Origin of the sequence: Cupriavidus sp. YAF13, from assembly GCF_052113425.1 — a bacterium.
Classification (GTDB): Bacteria; Pseudomonadota; Gammaproteobacteria; order Burkholderiales; family Burkholderiaceae; genus Cupriavidus.
Genome location: NZ_JBFRDD010000027.1, coordinates 49,551 through 71,276, shown reverse-complemented (window position 1 = coordinate 71,276; position 21,726 = coordinate 49,551). Strand labels below are relative to the sequence as shown.

Sequence of the window (21,726 nt, the reverse complement as noted above, 5' to 3'; positions counted from 1 at the left end):
ATTGCCGATGTCTTCGACGCCTTCGCTGCTTAAACGGCTCTTGTCCGCCGGGCTGTATTCCGCCCTGGTTGTGGCCCTCGGCGCTGCCGCACTGCCCGCGCGTGCGACGCCGACCCCAGGCGGCACGCTCAACCTGCTGCTCAACTACGAGCCGCCCACGCTGGTGTCGCTCACCAATGTGGCCACGCCGGCGCTCAGCGTCAGCGCCAAGGTGACTGAGGGCCTCCTGGAGTACAACTACGACCTGACGCCGCGTCCGCAACTGGCCACGTCGTGGAGCATCAGCCCGGACGGCAAGCAGTACACCTTCCACCTACGCAAGGGCGTGAAGTGGCATGACGGCAAGGACTTCAGCTCGGCCGACGTTGCCTTTTCGATTCTGCTGCTCAAGAAGGTCCACCCGCGCGGCAGCAGCACGTTTGCCAACGTGACCGAGGTCAAGACGCCGGATCCGTACACCGCTGTGATCGTGCTGTCCAAACCAGCGCCTTACCTGATCAAGGCGCTGGTAGCCACCGAATCGCCGATCGTGGCCAAGCATATCTACGAGAACACCGATCCTATCGCCAACCCCAACAACAATGCGCCGGTGGGAACGGGCCCGTACCGCTTCAAGGAATGGGTTCGTGGCAGCCACATCGTCTATGAGCGCAATCCGGACTACTGGGACAAGCCCAAGCCGTACGTGGACCGCATCGTGGTGAAATTCATCCCCGATCCGGCCGCGCGCGCCATCGCCTTCGAGACCGGCGCGGTGGACTTGGGCTACCGCACGCCGGTGCCGCTGTCCGACCTGGCCCGGCTGAAGAAGGTGCCCAAGCTGGCCTTCGAGACCAAGGGCAACAGCTATTCCTTCAACGTGACCCGGCTGGAGTTCAACCTCGACAATCCCTATTTCAAGAACCTGAAGGTGCGCCAGGCAGTGGCGCAGGCCGTCAATCGCGATGTGGTGCTGAACACGGTCTACTACGGCTACGGCACCCGCACCGCGTCGCCGATCGCCCCTGGCCTGAGCGCATTCCACGACGCCACGCCGACGCCCTACCCCTTTGATACCAAGGCGGCGGACAAACTGCTCGACGAGGCCGGCTATCCCCGCAAGGGTGGCGCCGCCCGCTTCCGCGTCACGCTGGACTACAACCCGATCAGCGAGGACAGCAAGCGGCTGGCCGACTACCTGCGCTCCGCATTGGGCAAGGTCGGCATCGATGTAACGATCCGCTCGCAGGACCTGCCGGCCTTCGTCAAGCGCATCTACACCGAGCGCGACTACGACTTCACTGTCAACGGTGCAAGTAACCTGTTCGACCCCACCGTGGGCGTGCAGCGCCTGTACTGGTCCAAGAACTTCAAGAAGGGCGTGCCTTTCTCCAATGCCACTCACTACAGCAATGCGGAGGTGGACAAGCTGCTGGAGGACGCCACGTCCGAGACCGATCCAGCCAGGCGCGTGGCGCAATTCAAGCAGTTCCAACAGATCGTGGGCAAGGAAGTACCCGACCTGAACCTGGTGTCGCCGCAGTTCATCACCATTGCCAACACCCGGGTGCATGACCATTCGCTGACGGCGGATGGGGTCGAGTCGAACCTCGCAAACGTCTACCTGGACAAGTAGTCCGGTGGCCGGATTTCCATGATGCCAACTGTGCTTCGAGTCGGAACGGCCCTGCGGCGCGCACTATGGCGCGCGCTGCCCACGGCACTGGGCGTGATCGTCTTCAACTTCCTGCTGCTCCAGTTGGTGCCCGGCGACGCCGCCGATGTCCTTGCTGGCGAGTCCGGCTCGGCCACCGAGCAGACCATGGCGTTGATGCGGGCGCGCTTCGGGCTGGACCAGCCGGTGCTGCATCAGTTGCTGGCCTACTTGGGGCACCTCACGCGTTTCGACCTGGGCTTCTCGCCCCGGTACAACACGCCGGTGGCGGAGCTGATCCTGGCGCGTCTGCCCAATACGCTGCTGCTGACCGGCGCCGCGCTGTGCATCGCTCTGGTTCTCGGCGTTGCCTGCGGCGCCGTCATGGCCGCGCGCGTGGGCACGTGGGTGGACCGCGGGCTGTCGCTGGCCGCGCTGCTGCTGTACTCGGTGCCGGGCTTCTGGATCGGGCTGATGGCGATCGTGCTGTTCTCGGTCCACTTGGGTTGGTTGCCCAGCGAAGGCACCAGCACCATCGGCGCGGGCCTGGGCGGGCTGGCGCACTTGCGCGATGTGGCCAGCCATCTGGCGCTGCCGGCGCTGGCGATGTCGTCCTTCTTCATCGCCATCTACGCGCGCCTGACGCGCGCGGCCATGCTGGAGGTGCAGCGCCAGGACTTTGTGCGCACAGCCGCTGCCAAGGGACTGCATCCGCTGCGGGTGTCTGTGCGCCATGTCCTGCGCAATGCGCTGCTGCCAATTACCACGGTTGCTGGCATGCACTTTGGCGCCTTGCTAGGCGGGACGGTGGTGATCGAGACCGTGTTCAGCTGGCCGGGGCTGGGTCGGCTGGCGCTGGAGGCCGTGATGGCGCGGGACTTCAGCGTGCTGCTGGGCGTGCTGCTGCTGTCTTCCTTCCTGGTGGTGCTCGCCAACGTGCTGGTCGATTTGCTGCATGCCTGGCTGGACCCTCGGATCAAGGCGCGCTGAAGAACCGGCTTAGGTATCACTGAATCGCTCGCACAATGAATTCATTAATCGGACCCTTCAGAGTCGGATCGACATGACTTTTGCTATTCCCGGCACATCGGCCGCCGCACCGCAAAGCGCGCCGCGCTGGCGCACGCTGCGCATCATCCTGCGCAACCCTGCCGCGCTGGCTGGCGTGCTTGTGCTGGTGGCGCTGGTGCTGATGGCTGCGCTGGCTGGCTTCCTGTTCCCCGGCGATCCGCTCGATATGGTGGGGCAGCCGTTCCTGTGGCCGGGCGCCGATCCGGCCTTTCTGCTCGGCACCGATTCGCTGGGGCGCGATGTGCTGGCGGGCATCGTGCACGGCGCGCGCGTGTCGCTGCTGGTCGGGCTGGCGGCGGCGTCGCTTAGCCTGTTGATCGGCATGCTGGTGGGCGCCGTGGCCGGCTATTTTGGCGGCACCGTCGACGCGGTGCTGAGCCGTGTCATCGAGTTGGTGCAGACGGTGCCCAGCTTCCTGCTGGTGATCGTTATCGTGGCTATTGGCAGCCCATCCGTCACCACTATCGCGCTGGCGATCGGGCTGGCTTCGTGGCCAACCGTGGCGCGCCTGGTGCGCGCCGAGTTTCGTACCTTGCGGGAGGCGGATTTTGTGCTGGCCGCGCGCAGCGTGGGGTATCGCAGTAGCCGCATCATCGTCGCGGAAATCCTGCCCAACGCGCTGCCGCCGGTGATCGTGACCACCTCCGTCATGGTGGCCAGCGCGATCCTGATCGAATCGGCCCTGTCCTTTCTCGGCATGGGCGACCCCAACGTGGTGAGCTGGGGCAGCATGATCGGCGCCGGCCGCGAGGTACTGCGCAGCGCGTGGTACCTAACCGCGCTCCCTGGAGCCGCCATCATATTGACCGTGCTGGCGTTGAACCTGATGGGCGACGCACTTAACGATGCGCTCAACCCGCGCTTGCGCAATGCATGAGATCAACGCCACGGGCCCGCGCCAGCGCACCATGAATACCCTGCTGGAAGTTGACAAGCTCCAGATCCGCTTCGGTGCGCACACCGTGGTGCACGATCTGAGCTTTGCCATCGAAGCAGGGCAGACCCTCGCCCTGGTGGGCGAATCAGGCTGCGGCAAATCAGCCACCGCGCTGGCGTTGATGCAATTGCTGCCGGCGCCGGGGAGAATCAGCGGCGGCAGCATTCGCTTTGCCGGCCAGCCATTGCTGGGATTGCCCGCGCCCGCGCTGCGCAACCTGCGGGGGCGCTCCGTGTCGATGATCTTCCAGGAGCCGATGACCTCGCTCAATCCGGTGCTACCAGTGGGCTACCAGATTGCCGAGGTGCTGCGCCACCACCAGGGCTTGTCCCGCAAGGCCGCGCGCGCGCAGGCCATCGAGCTGCTGGACCTTGTGCGCATTCCCGCGCCGGCGCAGCGGGTCGACGCATTTGCGCACAATCTGTCGGGCGGCCAGCGCCAGCGCGTGATGATCGCCATGGCCATCGCCTGCAAGCCGCAATTGCTGATCGCCGACGAGCCTACCACCGCGCTCGATGTCACGACCCAGGCGGAGGTGCTGGCGTTGCTCGACGACCTGCGGCGTGAGCTGTCGATGGCGTTGCTGCTGATCACCCATGATCTTGGGCTGGTGGAGCAATGGGCGGATCGCGTGGTGGTGATGTACGCCGGGCGCAAGATGGAAGAGGCACGAGTGAGCGAGCTCTTTGCCGCTCCGGCGCATCCGTACACGCGAGGGCTGCTCGATGCCTCGCTGCGGCTGGAGCAGGGCAGGTTCTATCGCGACACCCGGCTAACCGAGATTCCCGGCAGTGTCGAGTCCGCCCGGCTCGCCACGGGCTGCCCCTTTGCACCGCGCTGCGCGCAGGCCGAGGCACAGTGCCTGGCGGGGACGCCGCGGGCCGAGCCGATACCAAGCGCGCCGCTGGCGCCGGGCGTATCCGTGCCAGCCGACGCGACGCCGCACCGGGTCGCCTGCGTATCCGCACACCGCATCGCCATGCCGGGCCCACATCAAAACCAGGATCAGACGCAAAACCATCATGCCGCTGTTGTCAGTCATTGATCTGCATACCCGCTACGCGAGCCGCGAAGGTGTGACCCATGCCGTCAATGGCGTCACGTTCGATATCGCGGCAGGAGAGACGGTTGGCCTGGTGGGCGAGTCCGGGTGCGGCAAGTCCACGCTGGGCAAGACCCTGCTCCAACTGGTGCCGGCCAGCTCAGGGCGCGTACTACTCGATGGTATCGACCTGGGCGCGCTGAAGCCCGGCCCGTTGCGAGCCCTGCGCCCCCGCGTGCAGATGATCTTCCAGGATGCCTACGCGTCGCTCAACCAGCGCCGCAGCGTGCGCGACACGCTGGAAACAGTGCTACGCGTGCACGGCGTGGCCGATGCGGGCGAGCGCCAACGGCAGGTGGCGGTCATGATCGACCGGGTAGGCTTGCCGCAGTCATCGCTGTCCCGCTATCCGCATGAGTTCTCGGGCGGCCAGCGCCAGCGCATCGGCATCGCGCGCGCCTTGCTCCTTCGGCCTGACTTAGTGGTGTGCGACGAACCGGTCTCCGCGCTGGACGTATCGATCCAGGCGCAGATCCTAAACCTGTTGGTCGAGCTCAAGCGCGAGTTTGGCCTTGCGTACCTGTTCATCTCGCATGACCTCGCCGTGGTGCGCTACCTGGCCGACCGCGTCATGGTGATGCAGGCTGGCCGCATTGTCGAGAATGCGTCGCAGGAGCAATTGTGGAGTCATCCCGCTCACCCCTACACCAGACAGCTAATCGCTGCTGAAGCCGGGGCAGGAATCAGGCGGGCACACTGACGTCACTGATCAATGCAACGAGCGGCCGCCTCCTGCTGCTGCGCATTCGGCCGCGTGCATGAAGAAGAAGCGAGTCACCGTAAGTGAGTTGGTCCCCTGATTCGCGTCTTCCAATTTCAATACAAGCCTTCGCCCGGCACCGTACGAGCCTGCTTGAGGAATCACGTGTGCCCCCGAGTCCTAGCAGCCGCCGTCGGCGGGAACTGATGCAGGGCCCTGGCGCCTGATCACCCCTCTGTGGTTCCTTCGTCAACGAAGGACTTCAACTTATCTAGCTCGGAATGGTTCGTTAGGCCGGACTGCGCGCTTGTGTGAGACTCGTCACTTGCCCATTTGCAGGTCCTTGCCATGTCTATTATCGCTATTCGCGTCGCGACAGCCATCGTCCTGGCTGTCACCGCTGCTTCCTCTTTCGCGCAGGCTGGCGCGGCGTATCCGTCGAGGCCGATCACCTATATCGTGCCTTACGCACCTGGTGGTACCAACGACAATGTGGCGCGCATCATCAGCAAACGACTGGCGGAGAAAACTGGACAGAGCGTGCTGGTCGAGTACAAGCCTGGTGCCGGCGGCACGCTGGGCGCAGGCTACGTTGCGCATGCGCCGGCCGACGGCTATACGTTGCTCAACACGTCGATCGGCAATCTCGCGATTGCGCCGCAACTGGTCAAGACCACGTTCGACCCGTTCTTGGATTTTGTCCCGGTGGCCTACATCGGCAACTCACGCGCCACGGTGGCGGTCAATCCGCACGTGCCTGCGCGGAACTTGAAGGAACTCATCGCCTATGCCAAGGCGAACCCTGGCAAGCTGACCTACGCCACCTCGGGAAATGGCACCCCCGGGCATATCGCCGGCGAGTTGCTTAAATCGCTGGCGGATATCGACATGCGCCATGTGCCGTACAAGGGCAGCGCACCTGCCGTCGCGGATGTCATTGCCGGACATGTGGACGTGGTGTTCGATCCCCTCAGCACGGCATCCATCAAGGCAGGAAAGCTGCGGGCGCTCGCCTTCTTCGGTAGCGAGACATCGCCCGAACTGCCGGGCGTGCCGTCGATCGCGCAGGCTGGAGTCAACGGCTGGGAAAATGCGTTGGGCGGCTCCTTCTTCATCTCCGCACCGAAGGACACGCCTGCGAGCGTACTGGCGGCGCTGCGGGGATGGCTCAACGAGATCCTGCGAGAGCCCGCGACTATCCAGGCGCTCGCCCGTGTTGAGGTAGAAACCCGTTCGCTCACGCCGGAGCAGACCAAGGCCACGATACGCTCGGTCCATGACCTGTCTCGTCGCATCATTCAAAACAGCGGAACGCAGCTTTAGGCTCGTCGGTGCCGGCGCAACCAACTTCACTCCCTGATATGTCCACACCTTTGCCAAAGCCAATCAGACTTGGCCTGTTCCTTCTGGCCGCCGGTCACCATGCCGCCGGCTGGCGCCATCCCGACGCCGAGTCCGGCACGGAGAATATCGACTTGATCGTGCGGGCTGCGCAAGCAGCGGAACGTGCCAAGTTCGATATGGTCTTCTTTGGCGACCGCTTGCTGACCACGCCCGACTCGCATCCGTCGATGATCACGCGGCCTGAACCGCTGACACTGCTGGCCGCATTAGCGATGGTGACTCGCTACATCGGGCTGGCGGCAACGGCATCCACGACCTATAGCGAGCCATTCAACCTCGCGCGCATGTTTGCCACCGTGGACAAGATATCGAAGGGCCGGGCCGCATGGAACATCGTGACGACCTTCGCCGATGGCTCGGTGAACTTCAGCAGGGAACGGCATCCCGACCATGCCGAGCGGTACGCGATTGCCGATGAGTTCGTCGAGGTGGTCAAGGGGTTGTGGCGCTCGTGGGAGCCTGATCCCTATGTGCGGGACAAGGAGGCGGGCATCTATGTCGACACAGGCAAGATGCACGCATTGAACCACCGCGGCAGGTTCTTCGACGTAGCAGGTCCACTCAACGTGACGCCGAGCCCGCAGGGACATCCTGTGCTGATCCAGGCGGGGTCCTCCGGACCGGGCCAGGCACTTGCAGCTCGTCATGCGGAGGTCGTCTTCACGGCACAACAGGGTCTGCCAGCGGCACGGCAGTTCTATGGGGAGATCAAGGAGCAGGTGGCGAAACAGGGACGCGATCCGGCCCACTGCCTGGTGATGCCTGGGCTGATGCCCATTGTCGGCCATACCGAGCGAGAGGCTTACGAAAAGCTGGCGGTATTGCAGAATGGCACCGAACAATCCAACGCGGCTGCCTTGCTCTCGGAGCAACTGGGCCACGATATTTCGGGCTACCCGCTGGATGGACCTTTGCCTGAGCTGCCATTCACCGAATCCATCCAGAGCCGCAGCCGGCTTCTGAAGAAGCTCGCGCGCGAACGTAACCTTACGCTGCGGCAACTCTATCACGTGGTTGCCAGCGCTCGCGGCCACCAGGTCGTTGTTGGCACGGCGGCGCAAGTCGCCGAACATATCACCACCTGGGTGGACGAAGGCGCCGCCGATGGGTTCAATATCATGCCGGCGTACTTTCCCGGGGGGCTGGACGACTTCGCTAATGAGGTGGTTCCACTGCTGCAGACACAAGGGCGGGCACGCACAGAGTATCGAGGCAGCACCTTGCGGGAGCACCTTGGGTTGCCGCGGCCCTACTGAGATGGCGTATGGATGCACAGCGATCGCTTCCGCACGGGCGTGCTTGCTAGTGCTGAGAACACCCGTGGGGAATAAACGGGCGGCCCTTGCCCGCGCGGCGCAGCAGGCCAGGAACATCGCGTAAGCCTGCGTCCAGCCTAGTTCCTCGTGACGATCCTTGCTGTGGCATCGAAGCGCGGCCACGCTGGGTCGAGCCCGAGATCCTTTATGGCCTTGTTCACATAACGGTCGTCAATCCAGGCATCCACGCTGAAGCGCTTGCGTATCAGCTTGAAGCGGTAAGCGTCTTCCATCGAGCGCCGATCGGCCGCGCGCACGTAGTCGTCGAAGCGCGGTGAATGCCGGTGGGCTAGGGGAATGCCATTTAGCTCCTCGTCGTAGATCGCCGCGGGAATGCCGCCCGACGAGGCCCAGAGCTTCAGCACTTCGTCGCGATGCGCTTCCTGCGAGGCATAGCTGGCGGCGCGGACAAGCGCCGTGACCACGCGCTGAGTGAGCCCGGGGTAGGTGCTCGAAAACTTATCCGTCACAAGCACATGGCCGTTGTCACTCGCAACGGGGTTGTCGCGCGTGCTGTAGATGATCCTGGCCTGTCCCTTGGACTCCAGTACCTTGAGATTCAGCGTGCCGAAGATCGCATCGAGATCGCCGGTCTGGAACGCCGCCGGCGAACTGGCGGGTTCCAGGTTGATCACCTTGATGTCGCGCTCGCCCAGGCCGTTCTGTTCAGGGATCCGGTCCACTGCGAGCTGAGTGGCCGTGCCCTTGTGAAAGCCTACGCGCTTGCCGCGCGTGCTGGTCACCATGACCAGCCTCGCCTTGATGCCGACCGAGCGGCCAATCACGGAGGGCAGGTCACCGAGGGTGGTGAAGTCGAGTTGCTCGTTGGTCAGCGCCTCGTTGACCTGTGGGCCTTGTCCCTTGAAGAAGATCCATTGCACCTTGATGTTGTCCTTCTTCAGTGCCTCCTCGATAAAGCCCTTGGTTTGCGCTACCGCCAGCCAGCCCGTGCCGATACGCGGTGGTGTGCCCACGCCCGCGTTGGAAACCCCGAAGCGCACCACGGACGGCAAGGGCTCCGCAAACGCGGTCGCCACCGCGAGCATGAGTGCGAGCGTGGTAAGACGACGAAGAGAAGTGGACAGCCCGAACGCAATCATGTTGTTTGAAGGATGAGGATGGGAAAGGCGGTAGCCGCAAAACGCGTGCCTGCTGGATCTGCCGCAGATATGGCCGCAGCACCGCACTCAGATGCTGCGACAGCGCCGAGCCCAGCGGGCGGGCAATATCGCCGAGATTGATGATCTGGCTCTCAACGGCAAGCTCGCGTTCGAGTCCATCGATCAGGGCCTGCGCGAGTACGAGGGTGCGGGAGGGAAGGTAGGTGCTGCCGGATACGGCGATCACTTTCAGGGCGGAGGTCATGCTCAGAGGTGCGTTGGGAAAAGCGCAACCTTTCGCAAGATGCGTACCCAAGGCTGGCGTCGGCGAACGGCCCGCATTGGCGCGAGGAATTGCGGTGAGGCTGTTTGGGAATCAACAACCAGCTGTGCAGTACTGCTGTGTTTTTAGCAGCGCGGGCGGGTCGGCGCCTTCATGCCTGCTTCTAAGCAAATGCGAAACGATCAGTTGGCCGTGCATGCCGGCGCTTTCTATACTCAGCACTCACCGGCATCGAGTGCTGATTGCCAGCACGCAGCGCCACGTCGGCACCGACATCCGCCGTTAATGAACTTCTCTCTTCCTTTCTTCCTGGAGCCAGCATGAGCCTTCGCCCACTGCACGACCGCGTTCTCGTCAAACGGTCCGACAACGAAACCCGCACGCAATCCGGCATCGTCATTCCCGACAGCGCCGCCGAAAAACCGGATCAGGGCGAGGTGATCGCCGTCGGCCCGGGCCGGCGTAACGAAGCCGGCGAACGCATTGCACCGGACCTGCGCGCGGGCGACCGGGTGCTGTTCGGCAAGTACACGGGCCAGGCGGTGAAGGTCAACGGCGACGAACTGCTGGTGCTGCGCGAGGAAGACATCCTTGCCGTGGTCGAGCGCTGAATCGCAGCGCGTCCGCCAGCATCGATCCGAGATTTCCCGAACGAACCCGACAATCCAGACAGGACAGACAACAATGGCAGCAAAAGATGTAGTGTTCAGCGACGTGGCCCGCGCCAAGGTGGTCGAAGGCGTCAATATTCTCGCCAACGCGGTCAAGGTAACGCTGGGCCCCAAGGGCCGCAACGTGGTGCTGGAGCGCAGCTTCGGCAGCCCCACCGTGACCAAGGATGGCGTCTCCGTGGCCAAGGAGATCGAGCTCAAGGACAAGCTGCAGAACATCGGCGCGCAACTGGTCAAGGAAGTCGCTTCCCGCACCAGCGATAACGCCGGCGATGGCACCACCACCGCCACCGTGCTGGCGCAGGCCATCGTGCGGGAGGGCGTCAAGTACGTCGCGGCCGGGCTCAATCCGCAGGACCTGAAGCGCGGCATCGACAAGGCAGTGACGGCGGCCATCGAAGAGCTGCGCCGCATCAGCAAGCCGACCACCACCAGCCGCGAGATCGCGCAGGTCGGCACCATCTCGGCCAACGGCGAAAGCGCCATCGGCGAGCGTATCGCACAGGCCATCGACCGGGTCGGCAAGGAAGGCGTGATCACGGTGGAAGATGGCAAGTCGCTGGAAGACGAGCTTGAAGTCGTGGAAGGCATGCAGTTCGACCGCGGCTACCTGTCGCCGTATTTCATCAACAACCCCGACAAGCAGGTGGCGGTGCTCGAGCAACCCTACCTGCTGCTGGTGGACAAGAAGATCTCGAGCATCCGCGACCTGCTGCCGGTACTGGAGCAGGTAGCCAAGGCGGGACGTCCGCTACTGATCGTGGCCGAGGACGTGGAGGGCGAGGCACTGGCCACGCTGGTGGTCAACAATATCCGCGGCATCCTGAAGGCCGCCGCGGTCAAGGCTCCTGGCTTTGGCGACCGCCGCAAGGCACTGCTGGAAGACATCGCGATCCTGACCAGCGGCCAGGTGGTGTCGGAAGAGGTCGGGCTGTCGCTGGAAAAGATCGCGCTGGAGCAACTGGGCCAGGCCGGGCGCGTGGAAATCGGTAAGGAGAACACCATCATCATCGATGGCGCGGGCGACGCCGTGCAGATCCAGGCGCKGGTGAAGCGTATCCGCACCCAGATCGACGAGGCCAGCTCCGACTATGACCGGGAGAAGCTGCAGGAGCGCGTGGCCAAACTGGCCGGCGGGGTGGCCGTGCTCAAGGTCGGCGGTGCCACCGAGGTCGAGGTCAAGGAGAAGAAAGCCCGCGTGGAAGACGCGCTGCACGCCACGCGTGCCGCGGTGGAAGAGGGCATCGTGGCGGGCGGCGGCGTAGCGCTGATTCGTGCGCGCCAGGCTATCAAGGATCTGACGGGCATCAACCCGGACCAGCAGGCCGGCATCAAGATCGTGCTGCGGGCACTGGAGGAGCCGTTGCGCCAGATCGTTGCCAACGCCGGCGAAGAAGCCAGCGTGGTGGTGGCGCGCGTGGCTGAAGGGACGGGCAATTTTGGCTACAACGCGGCTACTGGTGAGTATGGCGACCTGGTGGAGGGCGGCGTGGTTGATCCGACCAAGGTCACGCGCACGGCTTTGCAGAATGCTGCCTCGGTGGCAGGCCTGATCCTTACCACTGATGCTGCGATCGTTGAACTGCCGAAGGATGAGGGGCAGCTCAGTGTGCCGGGCGCGGCTGGCGGAGGTGGTGGACTGGATTTCTGAGGCCATTGGCTGAAGACTGGTCCGGCAAGGCGTGAACGAAGAGGGCCCCGCAAGCGGGGTCCTCTTCGCTATGCGTTCTTCGTCGTATGGTTCGCGGGCTAGGGCAGGCACCTATCGTTGGTGCGCCCGGCAGGGTCCGAGTGGGATGCAAATCTCGCATGCCTATATGCGTTTCGCATGTCTATGCATAGATGAAATTCATCCTTCGGCGGCCAACTACGCTGCGCTATCGTAGGGCGCTTCTAAGCGTCTGCCTAAGACGGCGGGGGTGGGCGCGCTCCCGCGCCGTTGGGTGCGCAACAGCGGATCGGCAGAGTGCACGGCGAGGGCGGTACCGATCGCGTCAAGGAGGCCGAATCAGGCAAGAAACATGGCGATTCACGCGGGCCTGCTTCTTGTCTAATGCATTGCCGGCAACGAAATACGCCGCACGCGTGAATCCACAAATCATCGACATCGACAGGAGGTTTCCCATGGCTACACCGCTGAAAGTGGTCGCCGTCAACGGCAGCGCTCAGCAGCCCTCGCGCACGCTCGCGCTCGTGCAGGCACTGCTCGCGGAACTGGATAGCCGGCTGCTTTTGCAAAGCCATATTGTCAATCTCGGCGACATCGCGCGTCCGCTGGGTGCGGCGCTGTCGCGGGCAGAGTTGCCGGCCGAGATTGAAAGCGAGCTGGTCGCCATCGAGTCCGCCGACCTGCTGGTGGTGGCCGCGCCTGTGTATCGCGGTTCTTATCCTGGCCACTTCAAGCATCTTTTCGACCTGGTAGGGCAGGAGGCGCTGGTGGACAAGCCAGTGCTGCTGGGGGCCACGGGCGGCAGCGACCGCCACGCGCTGGTGCTGGAGCATCAGTTGCGGCCGCTGTTCGGCTTCCTGCAGGCGCTCACGCTGCCCATCGGCGTGTACGGCAGCCCGGGGGATTTCCAGAATTACCAGGTCAGCAGCGCGACGCTGGCCGAACGCATTCGCCTGGCCGCGGATCGTTGCGCGCCGTTGTTCGAAGCCAGCCGCAAATTGCTGCTGCAGCGTGCGGCTTGAAGGGGAGAACCGCGGCAATGAATGTCTTCTGGTTTCTTCCCACGCACGGCGATGGCCACTATCTCGGCACCACGGAGGGCGCGCGCCCCGTTTCGCTGGGTTATCTGAAGCAGATCGCGCAGGCGGCCGACAACCTGGGCTACTACGGCGTGCTGATTCCCACCGGCCGCTCCTGCGAGGATTCGTGGGTGATTGCCTCCGCGGTGGCGCCATGGACGGAGCGCCTGCGCTACCTGGTGGCAATCCGCCCTGGCATCATCTCGCCTACCGTGTCGGCGCGTATGGCCGCCACGCTTGACCGTATTACCAATGGCCGGCTGCTGATCAACGTCGTGACCGGCGGCGACCCGGACGAGAATCGGGGGGATGGCCTGTACCTTGACCACAGCCAGCGCTATGCCGCATCGGCCGAGTTCCTGCGCGTCTGGCGCCGCGTGCTGGAGGGCGAGGCTGTTCACTTCGATGGCGAGCATATCAAGGTGGAGAACGCCAAGGCGCTGTATCCGCCGGTGCAGCGGCCTTACCCGCCACTTTATTTTGGTGGTTCGTCGGATGAAGCGCACGACCTGGCCGCGGAACAGGTCGACGTGTATCTGACGTGGGGCGAGCCGCCCGAGGCCGTGGCGCAAAAGATCGCCGACGTGCGCGCGCGCGCCGCGCGCCTTGGCCGCAAAGTGCGCTTTGGCGTGCGCCTGCACGTGATCGTGCGGCGGACCAGCGAGGAAGCCTGGCGGGCCGCGGATGAACTGATCGCGCAGATCTCAGACGAAATGATCGCTGCCGCGCAAAAGTCCTTCTCGCGCTTCGACTCCGTCGGCCAGCGCCGGATGGCCGCGTTGCACGGCGGCCGCCGCGACCAGCTGGAAATCTATCCGAACCTCTGGGCCGGCGTGGGCCTGGTGCGCGGCGGTGCTGGCACCGCGCTGGTGGGCAACCCACGGGAAGTGGCCGCGCGGATCAAGGAATACGCGGACCTCGGCATCGAGAGCTTCATCTTCTCGGGCTACCCGCACCTTGAGGAAGCGTATCGCTTTGCCGAACTGGTGTTCCCGTTGCTGCCGGAGCCGTACGCCAGCCTAGGTCGCGGCGGCGCGACCAACCTGACGGGGCCGTTCGGCGAGATGATCGCCAACGACGTGCTGCCGGGCAGCAAGGCGTCGGCATGAGCCTGAGCGCCGGGTACCGCTGGACCCGCAACGCACGGCGCAGGCGCTGGCGCGCGACTTCGCGCAGAGCGCGGTGGAGTGCAACGTCGAAGGCGGCACCGCCCAAGGCCGAGCGCGATGCGTTGCGGGAGAGCCGGCTGCTGGCCCTGGCCATTCTCGTCGAGCTTGGCGGGCTGGGCGCAAGCTGGTCCGAGATGCCGGCCGTGGTGCGCATCCGGGTCCGCGCCGGACGACCCCGAAGCTGCCGCTGGCGAGCCTCGTGTGTTTGCCATCGTCATCTGAACCCGGATAACAAACTCATGCCAGAACTCAATCCTTCCCAGGCGGAACTCTCCGCCCGTTTCCACTCGATCGGTGCCGGCCAATGCGCCGGGCATCGACCGCATCGATGACTGGCGGGGTTTTGGCCAGCGCTTCACGGGCTCCGGCACCACGCGCTTCCGCGACGTTGCGGTGTCCAGCGAACAGGTGCTGAGCTTCCCGCGCAATGTGCCCACGTCCATCACGGCTTACGTCCAGCTGGTGCACCTGGCGACGCTCGCCGGCATCGCCCGGGCCATCGAGCGCGACGCCGCTGCCTTTGTGCGCGCGTGCAAGCGCGTCTAGAGCCATGGCAGCGGACGCACGCCCGCGGAAGATCCGCTGGTGCAGCAAGTGGCGGGCCACCTGGCCGGCGCGGCATTTGCCGCCACCGCCGCCACCGTCGCCGCCGTAGCGCAAGGCCTTGACGAGATCGATCGCCTGCGGCAGCGGGGTGAAGCCGTGCCAGCAAGCTTGCTGGACGATGTCGAGTTGCGTGCCGCCAAGGCGCAGGTTGTCGTGGCGGACCAGGTACTGGCGGCGGCTACACGGCTGGTCGATATCGGCGGCGCCTCCGCGCTGGATGAGGACCGTCGGCTGGATCGCCATTGGCGCAATGCCCGCACGCTGGCCTCGCATAACCCGACCCTTTACAAGGCAAGGGTGATTGAGGATCACGCCATCAATGGCACCGCGCCGGCCTACTACTGGTCGGTTGGGGCGAAGGCTGCCTGAACGCGACGCACGGGACGGGCGGGCAGTATTGCCCGCCCCGGCCTATCCACGGGTTTTGAGAAGCCGCACGCAGCGGTCGCCTGCCCACTGGATCGTGCTGACCAGCCCGATCAGCAGCACGATCACCACCACCATCACGGTCGTGTCGAACCGCTGGTAGCCATAGCGGATTGCAATATCCCCGAGCCCGCCGGCGCCCACCGCCCCCGCCATTGCCGACGCGCCGATCAAGGACACCACGGTAATCGTGAAGCCGCCAATGATCCCCGGCAATGCTTCCGGCAATAGCACGTGCCAGATGATATGCCAGCGCTGGCAGCCCATTGCCTGCGCCGCTTCGACCAGGCCGCGGTCCACTTCGCGCAGGCTGATTTCCGCGATGCGGGCAAAGAACGGCGTGGCGCTGATCGCCAGCGGCACCACGGCCGCCCAAACGCCGATGGTAGCGCCCACCACCAGCCGCGTGAACGGCAGCAGCGCCACCAGCAGCACGATAAAAGGCGTGGCGCGGAATCCGTTGATGACGCTGCCCAGCGCGCGATGCAGCCGCGGAGATTCGAGCACGCCACCGGGCGACGTCAATACCAGCACCAGGGCGAGCGGGATGCCGGCTAACACCGCGATCAATGCGGACGCGCCCACCATGGTGAGGGTGTCGAACAGGCCTAGCCAGATGCGTTCAATGGTTAGCGGGGACATAGCCGAGGACCTTGGTGTATTGGGACAGTTGTTGGGAGGCCAGCATCTCGGGCGACAGGCCGGCACCCGCGGCGGCCAGCAGCAGGCGGCCCTGGGTATGGCCCTGGATGCGGTCCACGCCGGCGTGCAGCAGCCGGGCACGGCCCCCCAGCGCCGTGGCGATGCGGGCCAGCTCGGGCGCCGTATCGCCGATGCCCGTGAAATGCAGTTCGATCAGTTGCTCGAACGCGCCGTGCGCGGGGGGCTTGGGTTGCAGCAGCCGCGCCAGGTCATCCGGCAAGCCCGTCTGCAGCGGCCGCAGCAGGGCACGGGTAGCGTCGTGGCCGGGGTTGCCGAACACTTGCCACACAGGACCTTGCTCGGCCATCCGGCCACGTTCGAGCACCAGCACGTTGTCGCAAATCTCGCGGATCACCCGCATCTCGTGCGTGATCAGCACGACGGTCAGCCCGAAGCGACGATGGATATCGCGCAGCAGCGCCAGAATGGCGTGCGTGGTTTCCGGGTCCAGCGCGGAGGTGGCTTCGTCGCACAGCAGGATCTCTGGCCGGTGCACCAGCGCGCGGGCGATACCCACGCGCTGCTTCTGGCCGCCCGAAAGCCGCCCGGGATACGCGCGATGCTTGTCTTCCAGCCCGACCAGCGCCAGCAGTTCTTCCACCCGTTGCGCGATTTCCGCGCGGGGCACACCGGCCACCTTCAGCGGCAGGGCCACGTTGTCCCAGACGGTCTTGGCGGACAGCAGGTTGAAATGCTGGAAGATCATGCCGATCCGCCGGCGCAGGCTGACGAGGCCGCGCTCGTCGAGCGCGCTGATGTCGTGGCCATCCACCAGCACGCGGCCGGTGGTGGGCCGCTCCAGCCGGTTGATGGTGCGCAGCAGGCTGGACTTGCCGGCGCCGCTGCGGCCGATGATGCCGAAGATCCCGCCAGCGGGAATCTCCACGTCGATGTCATGCAGCGCGTGGACATCGCCAGCCGGCGAGCGGTACACTTTGCCCAGATGCGCGAATGCAACCGAGCCCACGCCGGACGGCCCAGGCCTTGATGGGGCGCGCCCGCCCACCGCGGCGTGCTCGCCGGGCGAGGGTGCCGGCGCGATGTGCTCATGCCGATGGAGGGCGCTTGGAGAGCCTAGGGAGCTTAGGGAGTCCATGGCGTCACTGCTTCAGCCACGGCAGGCTATAAAGCTTGTCGTTATTGGCGAAGGATCTCTTCAGTTGCTGCCGCACCGCCGGCGATTCCTGGTAGATCTTGACGAAGCGGGCGACACGCGGGTCGCTGGCGTTGTCCTGTCGGCTGACGAAGCGGATCGCGAAGTAGAGGTCGTCCACGCCGGAGTAGAGCAGCCCGGCGCCGGCGATCTGCGGCTTGCCCGCGTTGACGAAGTGCGCCGGATAGCCTTGTGCCAGGTCCACGTCATCCAGCGCGCGCACCAGCTGCGGGCCTTCGATCTCGACGAACTTGAGTTTCTTCGGGTTGCCCACGACGTCGTCCACCCCGCCGCGCGCGCCTACGCCGTCGCGCAGCTTGATCAGCCCCGCCTTTTGCAGCAACAGCAGGCCGCGGCCCTGGTTGACCGGGTCATTGGCCACGCCGATGCGGGCGCCTTCCTTGATGTCCTCAAAGCGCTTGACGTGGTTCGAGTACAGGCCGATGTTGGGCAGCACGCCGACCGCCACGCTTTTGAACGCATAACCGCGCTCCTTGACGGCGTTGTCGAGGAAAGCCTGGTGCTGGAAGTAGTTCAGGTCGAGGTCGCCGGCTGCCAGGGCGACGTTCGGCGTGGTCCAGTCGGTCAGTTCCACCACCTTGACGTCGAGTCCTTGCTTGCGCGCTTCGGCTGCGGCTACTTCGACAGAGTCCGCCAGGGAGCCGGGCGTGACACCGATCTTGAGTGGCGCGGCATGCGCCGCTGCGGCCAGGGCGAAGGTGGAGATGCCGGCCAACAATAGTCGTTTCAGTTTCATGATCTTCGATGCCTTCAGAGTGGTTGATGTCTACGGGGCTCAGCCCTGGCTACTGCGAAATCGCGCCGCCGCGTGCCGCGCCGGCAGCCGGTCGTCTTCGGCGAACAGCTTCTTGCGCAGGCTGCCTTGGGCATAGGCTGTCTTGTAGATGCCGCGGTTCTGTAACTCGGGCACCACCAGGTCCACGAAGTCCTCGTAGCTCTCCGGCACCACGGTGCGGCTGAGGTTGAAGCCGTCGATGCCGGTTTCCCCCACCCAGGATTGCAGTTCATCCGCAATCTGCTGCGCGTCGCCCACGATGGCGGGATAGCGGCCACCGAGCTCGAACAGCTCCAGCAGCTTGCGCCGGGTCCACCCATGCTGCTGCGCGGTGCGCGTGGCCGACTCGATGGCGTTGCCGCCACCGTAGTCAACCGGCGCGTCGAGGTCATAGCGGCCGAAGTCCACGCCAGTGCTCGCGGCGAAGTGCGCCAGCCCGGCTTCGCGGCTGGCGTAGTCCTTGTACTCGGCGTACTTTTGGCGGGCTTCGGCGGCGGTCTTGCCTGGTACGACGGCGGTGCCGGCGAAGATCTTGATGTCATCCGGCCTGCGGCCGGCGGCCACCAGTTGCTCGCGCAGCGCCCTCACGGTATTGCGGGCGGCATCCTTGCTGGGCGGCGAGATAAACACGCACTCGGCATGGCGCGCGGCGAACTGCTGGCCGCGCCCGGAGCTGCCGGCCTGGAACAGCACCGGCGTGCGCTGTGGCGAGGGCTCGGCCAGGTGATAGCCATCGACCTTGTAGTACTTGCCCTCGTGCCTGATTTTATGCACCTTGCGCGGATCGGTGAACACGCGGGTGGCCTTGTCGCGCTGCACCGCATCGTCTTCCCAGCTGCCTTCCCAGAGCTTGTAGAGCACGTCCAGGTATTCGTCCGCGCGGTCGTAGCGTTCGTCGTGCGCGATCTGGCCGGCGAGGCCCATGGCGCGCGCGGCGCTGTCCAGGTAGCCGGTGACGATGTTCCAGCCGACGCGTCCGCGCGTCAGGTGATCCAGCGTGGAGAAGCGGCGTGCCAGCAGGTAGGGCTGCTCGTAGGTCAGGTTCACGGTGACGCCGAAGCCGAGGTGCTGCGTGACGGCGGCCATCGCAGGCACCAGCAACAACGGATCGTTGACCGGCAGCTGGATCGACTCGCGCAGCGTCACGTCCACATTGCCCTGGTAGACATCGTAGACGCCGACGATATCGGCGATGAAGAGCCCGTCAAACAAGCCGCGCTCCAGCGTGCGCGCCTGGCTAGTCCAGTACTCCAGCGTGTTGTAGTCGGTCGCGCGGTCGCGCGGGTGCGTCCACAGGCCGTGGTTGATATGCCCGACGCAGTTCATGTTGAAGGCGTTCAGCAGGATTTCCTTGCGTGCCATTTACAGCGCTCCATGCCGGGTGGGGAGCCGGTCGTTAAGGTAGAAGTTGCCGACGGCGTGATACTTCCAGCGCACCGGGTCGTGCAGGGTGTGGGTGCGAGCGTTGCGCCAGAAGCGATCCAGGCCGAGGTGGTCGAGCGTGGCCGCGGTGCCGCCTAGCTCGAACAGCTTGCTGCCCGCCAGCAGCGATGCCGTAGTGGTCAGCGCGCGTGCCTCGGCCACGGCGATTGAGGCCTCGGCCACGCTGCGCTCGGTGGGGGCCGCCTGGGCGGCATCGACGATGCGCCCGGCGCGGCGCACCAGCGCTTCGGCGGCGCGCAGCCTTACCGAGACCTCGCCCACCTGGTGGATGGTGAGGGGGTCGTCGCTGGCGCGTTCCACGCCCGCGTCCACCCAGGGGCGGGCGCGTTCGCGCACGAAGGGCAGGGTGGATTCGAAGGCGCCGCGGCCGATGCCCAGGTCGATCGCCGCGTGCAGGATCTGCGCCACCGGGCCGATCGTGGTCGGTTGCTCGAAGGAGGCCAGGAAGGGCACCACCCACTCCGCCTCGACCCGGACATTGTCGAAGGACACCGAGCCGCTGCCGGTGACGCGCTGGCCGAAGCCGTCCCAGTCGTCGACGACGGACACGCCTTCGGCGCGGCGTGGCACAAAGGCCAAGTAGGTGACCTCGCGGCCTTGCTCCTCGGCCACCACCAGCGTCGGGATCCAGTGGGCGTACAGCGCGCCGGTGCAGTAGAACTTCTTGCCGTCCACGCGCCAGCCGTCGCCGTCCGGCGTAAGCCGGGTGCGGCGCTTGAAATCCTTGTGGCCGATCTCGGCAAGGGCATTGCCAAAGCGCTCGCCGGCGAGTGCGCGCTCGTAGAAGAAGCGCTTTTGCGCCTCGCTGCCACCCACGCGAAGCACCTCCAGCGCGTAAAAATGGTTCTGCGGGATCTGCCCGAGCGAGCCGTCGGCGGCGGCGATGGTGGCAATGACCTCGGCCAGCGTGACGTTGGACACGCCGGGGCCGCCGTACTCGCGCGGCACCGTGATGCCCCACAGTCCGCTGGCGCTGAAGGCGTCCAGCTCGGCCCAGGGCAGGCGTCGCTCGCGGTCGCGCAATGCAGCCTCGGGGGCAAAGCGGACTGTGAGCTGGCGAGCCGTCAGGATGGCGTGCGCATCGTCGCGGATCAGTTCGGGTGGCTGGGCGGGCGGTGCGGCAGGCGCGGGCCGGCTATCGGTGGGAACCGGGGAGAGGAGCACGGACATATCAGTTCCAGGAGTGGCGCGCGGGCAGCACGTGGTTAAGGTGGTAGTTGCCGATCAGGTGGGTCTTCCAGCGCACCGGGTCGTGCAGCGTGTGGGTGCGCGCGTTGCGCCAGTGGCGGTCCAGGTTGTGCTTGGCGCGCGTGGCGGACGAGCCGGCGAGTTCAAACAGCTTCTGGCTGGCTTCCAGCGCGATCTCGGTGGTCAGCACCTTGGCCTCGGCCACCGCGACGGAGGCACGCGCGCTGGCCTCAGCATCCAGCGGCCCAGCGGCGATGGTGTCAAGCGTGCGCCCGGCTTCGAGCAGCACTTCGCGCGCGGCGTGCACGTCGATCTGCAGGCGGCCCACGTCCTGGATGATGTAGGGGTCTTGCGTGGCGTGCTCCAGGCCGGAGTCGATCCACGGGCGGGCGTACTGACGGACGAAGGCGATGGCATCGGCCAGCGTGGCCTCGGCGATGCCCTGGTCGATGGCGGCCTGGATCAGTTGCGAGGTGGGGCCGTACAGGCCCGGCCGCTCGGCCAGTTGCCAGATCGGCAGCACGTCCTCGGGCGCCACCGGGACGTTGTCGAAGACCACGCTGCCGCTGGCCGTGGTGCGCTGGCCGAAGGAGGACCAGTCGTCGACGATACTCAGGCCACGTACCTCGCGCGGCGTCCACACCTGCACGCTGCGGCCCTGGTCGTCGAGCGCTCGTGCGGGAACGCGATGCGCGAACAGCGCCCCGGTGGAATAGAAGCGGTGCCCGTTCAGCCGGAGGCCTTGGGCGGTTCCGGTGAGGCGCGTGGTGCCTTGCAGGATGGTCTGGCTGCTCTCGGAGCGGCGCTCCGGGCCGGCGTTGCCCAGGCGCGCGCCGGTCAGTACCTCGCCGTAGAAGCGGCGCTTCTGCGGTTCGCTGCCGATTTCGCGCAGTACGCCCAGCAATCCGAAATGGTTTTGCGGGATCTGGCCGAGCGCCGGGTCGGCGGCGCAAAGGATGACGAAGACCTCGGCCAGCGTCGTGTAGGACACATCGGCGCCACCGTACTCGCGCGGCACGGTGATGCCACCCAGGCCGCTCTCGGACCAGCGGTCCAGCTCGTCCCAGGGCAGGCGGCGTTCGCGATCCCGTTCGGAGGCGCCGTCGGCGAACACCGCGGCGAGATCGTGGGCGGCCTGCAGTGCCTCGGCATCGCTGGCGATGCGGCGCACGCGTGCTGGGTCCGGCAATCGTGCCGGTGGCGCGGGAATCGGTGTGGCGGGGAGATCGTTCAGTTTGGTCATGGCTGTCGTGTGTAGGGTTCGCGCGGTTCAGGCCG

19 protein-coding genes and 1 pseudogene are annotated in these 21,726 nt (G+C 65.6%); 13 read left to right on the top strand and 7 right to left on the bottom strand.

All coding sequences use genetic code 11. The annotated features are described in order from the left end of the window. The first annotated feature begins 7 nt into the window (after positions 1 to 7). From AB4061_RS21550 to AB4061_RS21520, 7 genes are all read left to right on the top strand, one after another. Complete coding sequence (locus AB4061_RS21550; protein ID WP_441637327.1) at positions 8 to 1,615, top strand: ABC transporter substrate-binding protein; 1,608 nt, start codon at positions 8 to 10, stop codon at positions 1,613 to 1,615. Between the two features lie 21 nt (positions 1,616 to 1,636). Further along, entirely contained in the window at positions 1,637 to 2,623 is a 987-nt protein-coding gene (locus tag AB4061_RS21545; protein WP_441637378.1) for an ABC transporter permease, read from the top strand. A 73-nt stretch (positions 2,624 to 2,696) separates the two neighbouring features. Continuing rightward, positions 2,697 to 3,581: an ABC transporter permease gene (locus AB4061_RS21540; protein ID WP_441637325.1), complete on the top strand. Its 885-nt coding sequence runs from the start codon at positions 2,697 to 2,699 to the stop codon at positions 3,579 to 3,581. Further along, positions 3,574 to 4,686, top strand: a complete 1,113-nt coding sequence (locus tag AB4061_RS21535; RefSeq protein ID WP_441637323.1) for an ABC transporter ATP-binding protein — start codon at positions 3,574 to 3,576, stop codon at positions 4,684 to 4,686. The genes AB4061_RS21540 and AB4061_RS21535 overlap by 8 nt, the downstream gene beginning before the upstream one ends. Then, complete coding sequence (locus tag AB4061_RS21530) at positions 4,664 to 5,443, top strand: ATP-binding cassette domain-containing protein (protein ID WP_441637321.1); 780 nt, start codon at positions 4,664 to 4,666, stop codon at positions 5,441 to 5,443. Before AB4061_RS21535 ends, AB4061_RS21530 begins: the two co-directional genes overlap by 23 nt. A gap of 333 nt (positions 5,444 to 5,776) precedes the next feature. Then, positions 5,777 to 6,766, top strand: coding sequence for a Bug family tripartite tricarboxylate transporter substrate binding protein (locus AB4061_RS21525; RefSeq protein WP_441637319.1), 990 nt, complete (start codon positions 5,777 to 5,779; stop codon positions 6,764 to 6,766). 38 nt (positions 6,767 to 6,804) lie between these two features. Beyond that, positions 6,805 to 8,103, top strand: coding sequence for an LLM class flavin-dependent oxidoreductase (locus tag AB4061_RS21520; protein ID WP_441637317.1), 1,299 nt, complete (start codon positions 6,805 to 6,807; stop codon positions 8,101 to 8,103). A gap of 137 nt (positions 8,104 to 8,240) precedes the next feature. Here AB4061_RS21520 and AB4061_RS21515 read toward each other — a convergent pair whose 3' ends face one another. Continuing rightward, entirely contained in the window at positions 8,241 to 9,263 is a 1,023-nt protein-coding gene (locus tag AB4061_RS21515) for an ABC transporter substrate-binding protein (protein WP_441637315.1), read from the bottom strand. Between the two features lie 603 nt (positions 9,264 to 9,866). Here AB4061_RS21515 and AB4061_RS21510 point away from each other — a divergent pair. From AB4061_RS21510 to AB4061_RS21485, 6 genes and pseudogenes are all read left to right on the top strand, one after another. Then, complete coding sequence (locus tag AB4061_RS21510) at positions 9,867 to 10,157, top strand: co-chaperone GroES (RefSeq protein WP_441637313.1); 291 nt, start codon at positions 9,867 to 9,869, stop codon at positions 10,155 to 10,157. 73 nt (positions 10,158 to 10,230) lie between these two features. Then, positions 10,231 to 11,868 carry a chaperonin GroEL gene (groL, locus tag AB4061_RS21505; RefSeq protein WP_441637311.1) on the top strand — a complete coding sequence of 546 codons (1,638 nt, stop codon included), beginning with the start codon at positions 10,231 to 10,233 and terminating at the stop codon, positions 11,866 to 11,868. A 473-nt stretch (positions 11,869 to 12,341) separates the two neighbouring features. Beyond that, positions 12,342 to 12,908 carry an FMN reductase gene (msuE, locus tag AB4061_RS21500; protein WP_441637309.1) on the top strand — a complete coding sequence of 189 codons (567 nt, stop codon included), beginning with the start codon at positions 12,342 to 12,344 and terminating at the stop codon, positions 12,906 to 12,908. A gap of 17 nt (positions 12,909 to 12,925) precedes the next feature. Next, on the top strand, positions 12,926 to 14,074 hold the full coding sequence (gene ssuD / locus AB4061_RS21495) for an FMNH2-dependent alkanesulfonate monooxygenase (protein ID WP_441637307.1): 1,149 nt from the start codon (positions 12,926 to 12,928) through the stop codon (positions 14,072 to 14,074). A 354-nt stretch (positions 14,075 to 14,428) separates the two neighbouring features. Beyond that, positions 14,429 to 14,680, top strand: a complete 252-nt coding sequence (locus AB4061_RS21490) for a hypothetical protein (RefSeq protein ID WP_441637305.1) — start codon at positions 14,429 to 14,431, stop codon at positions 14,678 to 14,680. Positions 14,681 to 14,704: 24 nt separating this feature from the next. Next, positions 14,705 to 15,109, top strand: a pseudogene (locus AB4061_RS21485) (acyl-CoA dehydrogenase); the annotation flags it as partial. Positions 15,110 to 15,151: 42 nt separating this feature from the next. On the opposite strand, the gene AB4061_RS21480 reads toward AB4061_RS21485, so the two are convergent. Genes AB4061_RS21480 through AB4061_RS21455 form a run of 6 tightly spaced genes read right to left on the bottom strand, consistent with a single transcriptional unit; the run spans position 15,152 to position 21,691 of the window. Further along, the gene (locus AB4061_RS21480) at positions 15,152 to 15,808 is read right to left on the bottom strand and encodes a methionine ABC transporter permease (protein WP_441637303.1); all 657 of its coding nucleotides are present in this window, start codon (positions 15,806 to 15,808) and stop codon (positions 15,152 to 15,154) included. After that, complete coding sequence (locus AB4061_RS21475) at positions 15,789 to 16,964, bottom strand: methionine ABC transporter ATP-binding protein (RefSeq protein WP_441637301.1); 1,176 nt, start codon at positions 16,962 to 16,964, stop codon at positions 15,789 to 15,791. Before AB4061_RS21475 ends, AB4061_RS21480 begins: the two co-directional genes overlap by 20 nt. 4 nt (positions 16,965 to 16,968) lie before the next feature. Next, the gene (locus AB4061_RS21470) at positions 16,969 to 17,778 is read right to left on the bottom strand and encodes a MetQ/NlpA family ABC transporter substrate-binding protein (protein ID WP_441637299.1); all 810 of its coding nucleotides are present in this window, start codon (positions 17,776 to 17,778) and stop codon (positions 16,969 to 16,971) included. 39 nt (positions 17,779 to 17,817) lie between these two features. Then, entirely contained in the window at positions 17,818 to 19,179 is a 1,362-nt protein-coding gene (locus AB4061_RS21465) for an LLM class flavin-dependent oxidoreductase (RefSeq protein WP_441637297.1), read from the bottom strand. Beyond that, positions 19,180 to 20,430 carry an SfnB family sulfur acquisition oxidoreductase gene (locus tag AB4061_RS21460; protein ID WP_441637295.1) on the bottom strand — a complete coding sequence of 417 codons (1,251 nt, stop codon included), beginning with the start codon at positions 20,428 to 20,430 and terminating at the stop codon, positions 19,180 to 19,182. Position 20,431: 1 nt separating this feature from the next. Beyond that, positions 20,432 to 21,691: an SfnB family sulfur acquisition oxidoreductase gene (locus AB4061_RS21455; RefSeq protein WP_441637293.1), complete on the bottom strand. Its 1,260-nt coding sequence runs from the start codon at positions 21,689 to 21,691 to the stop codon at positions 20,432 to 20,434. Between the last annotated feature and the right edge of the window lie 35 nt (positions 21,692 to 21,726).

Excerpts from the sequence above, each read along its gene's own strand:
- AB4061_RS21550 (WP_441637327.1), top strand. The coding sequence starts at position 8 with ATGTCTTCGACGCCTTCGCTGCTTAAACGGCTCTTGTCCGCCGGGCTG.
- AB4061_RS21545 (WP_441637378.1), top strand. The coding sequence starts at position 1,637 with ATGCCAACTGTGCTTCGAGTCGGAACGGCCCTGCGGCGCGCACTATGG.
- AB4061_RS21540 (WP_441637325.1), top strand. The coding sequence starts at position 2,697 with ATGACTTTTGCTATTCCCGGCACATCGGCCGCCGCACCGCAAAGCGCG.
- AB4061_RS21535 (WP_441637323.1), top strand. The coding sequence starts at position 3,574 with ATGCATGAGATCAACGCCACGGGCCCGCGCCAGCGCACCATGAATACC.
- AB4061_RS21530 (WP_441637321.1), top strand. The coding sequence starts at position 4,664 with ATGCCGCTGTTGTCAGTCATTGATCTGCATACCCGCTACGCGAGCCGC.
- AB4061_RS21520 (WP_441637317.1), top strand. The coding sequence starts at position 6,805 with ATGTCCACACCTTTGCCAAAGCCAATCAGACTTGGCCTGTTCCTTCTG.
- AB4061_RS21515 (WP_441637315.1), bottom strand. The coding sequence starts at position 9,263 with ATGATTGCGTTCGGGCTGTCCACTTCTCTTCGTCGTCTTACCACGCTC.
- AB4061_RS21510 (WP_441637313.1), top strand. The coding sequence starts at position 9,867 with ATGAGCCTTCGCCCACTGCACGACCGCGTTCTCGTCAAACGGTCCGAC.
- msuE (WP_441637309.1), top strand. The coding sequence starts at position 12,342 with ATGGCTACACCGCTGAAAGTGGTCGCCGTCAACGGCAGCGCTCAGCAG.
- ssuD (WP_441637307.1), top strand. The coding sequence starts at position 12,926 with ATGAATGTCTTCTGGTTTCTTCCCACGCACGGCGATGGCCACTATCTC.
- AB4061_RS21480 (WP_441637303.1), bottom strand. The coding sequence starts at position 15,808 with ATGTCCCCGCTAACCATTGAACGCATCTGGCTAGGCCTGTTCGACACC.
- AB4061_RS21475 (WP_441637301.1), bottom strand. The coding sequence starts at position 16,964 with ATGGACTCCCTAAGCTCCCTAGGCTCTCCAAGCGCCCTCCATCGGCAT.
- AB4061_RS21470 (WP_441637299.1), bottom strand. The coding sequence starts at position 17,778 with ATGAAACTGAAACGACTATTGTTGGCCGGCATCTCCACCTTCGCCCTG.
- AB4061_RS21465 (WP_441637297.1), bottom strand. The coding sequence starts at position 19,179 with ATGGCACGCAAGGAAATCCTGCTGAACGCCTTCAACATGAACTGCGTC.
- AB4061_RS21460 (WP_441637295.1), bottom strand. The coding sequence starts at position 20,430 with ATGTCCGTGCTCCTCTCCCCGGTTCCCACCGATAGCCGGCCCGCGCCT.
- AB4061_RS21455 (WP_441637293.1), bottom strand. The coding sequence starts at position 21,691 with ATGACCAAACTGAACGATCTCCCCGCCACACCGATTCCCGCGCCACCG.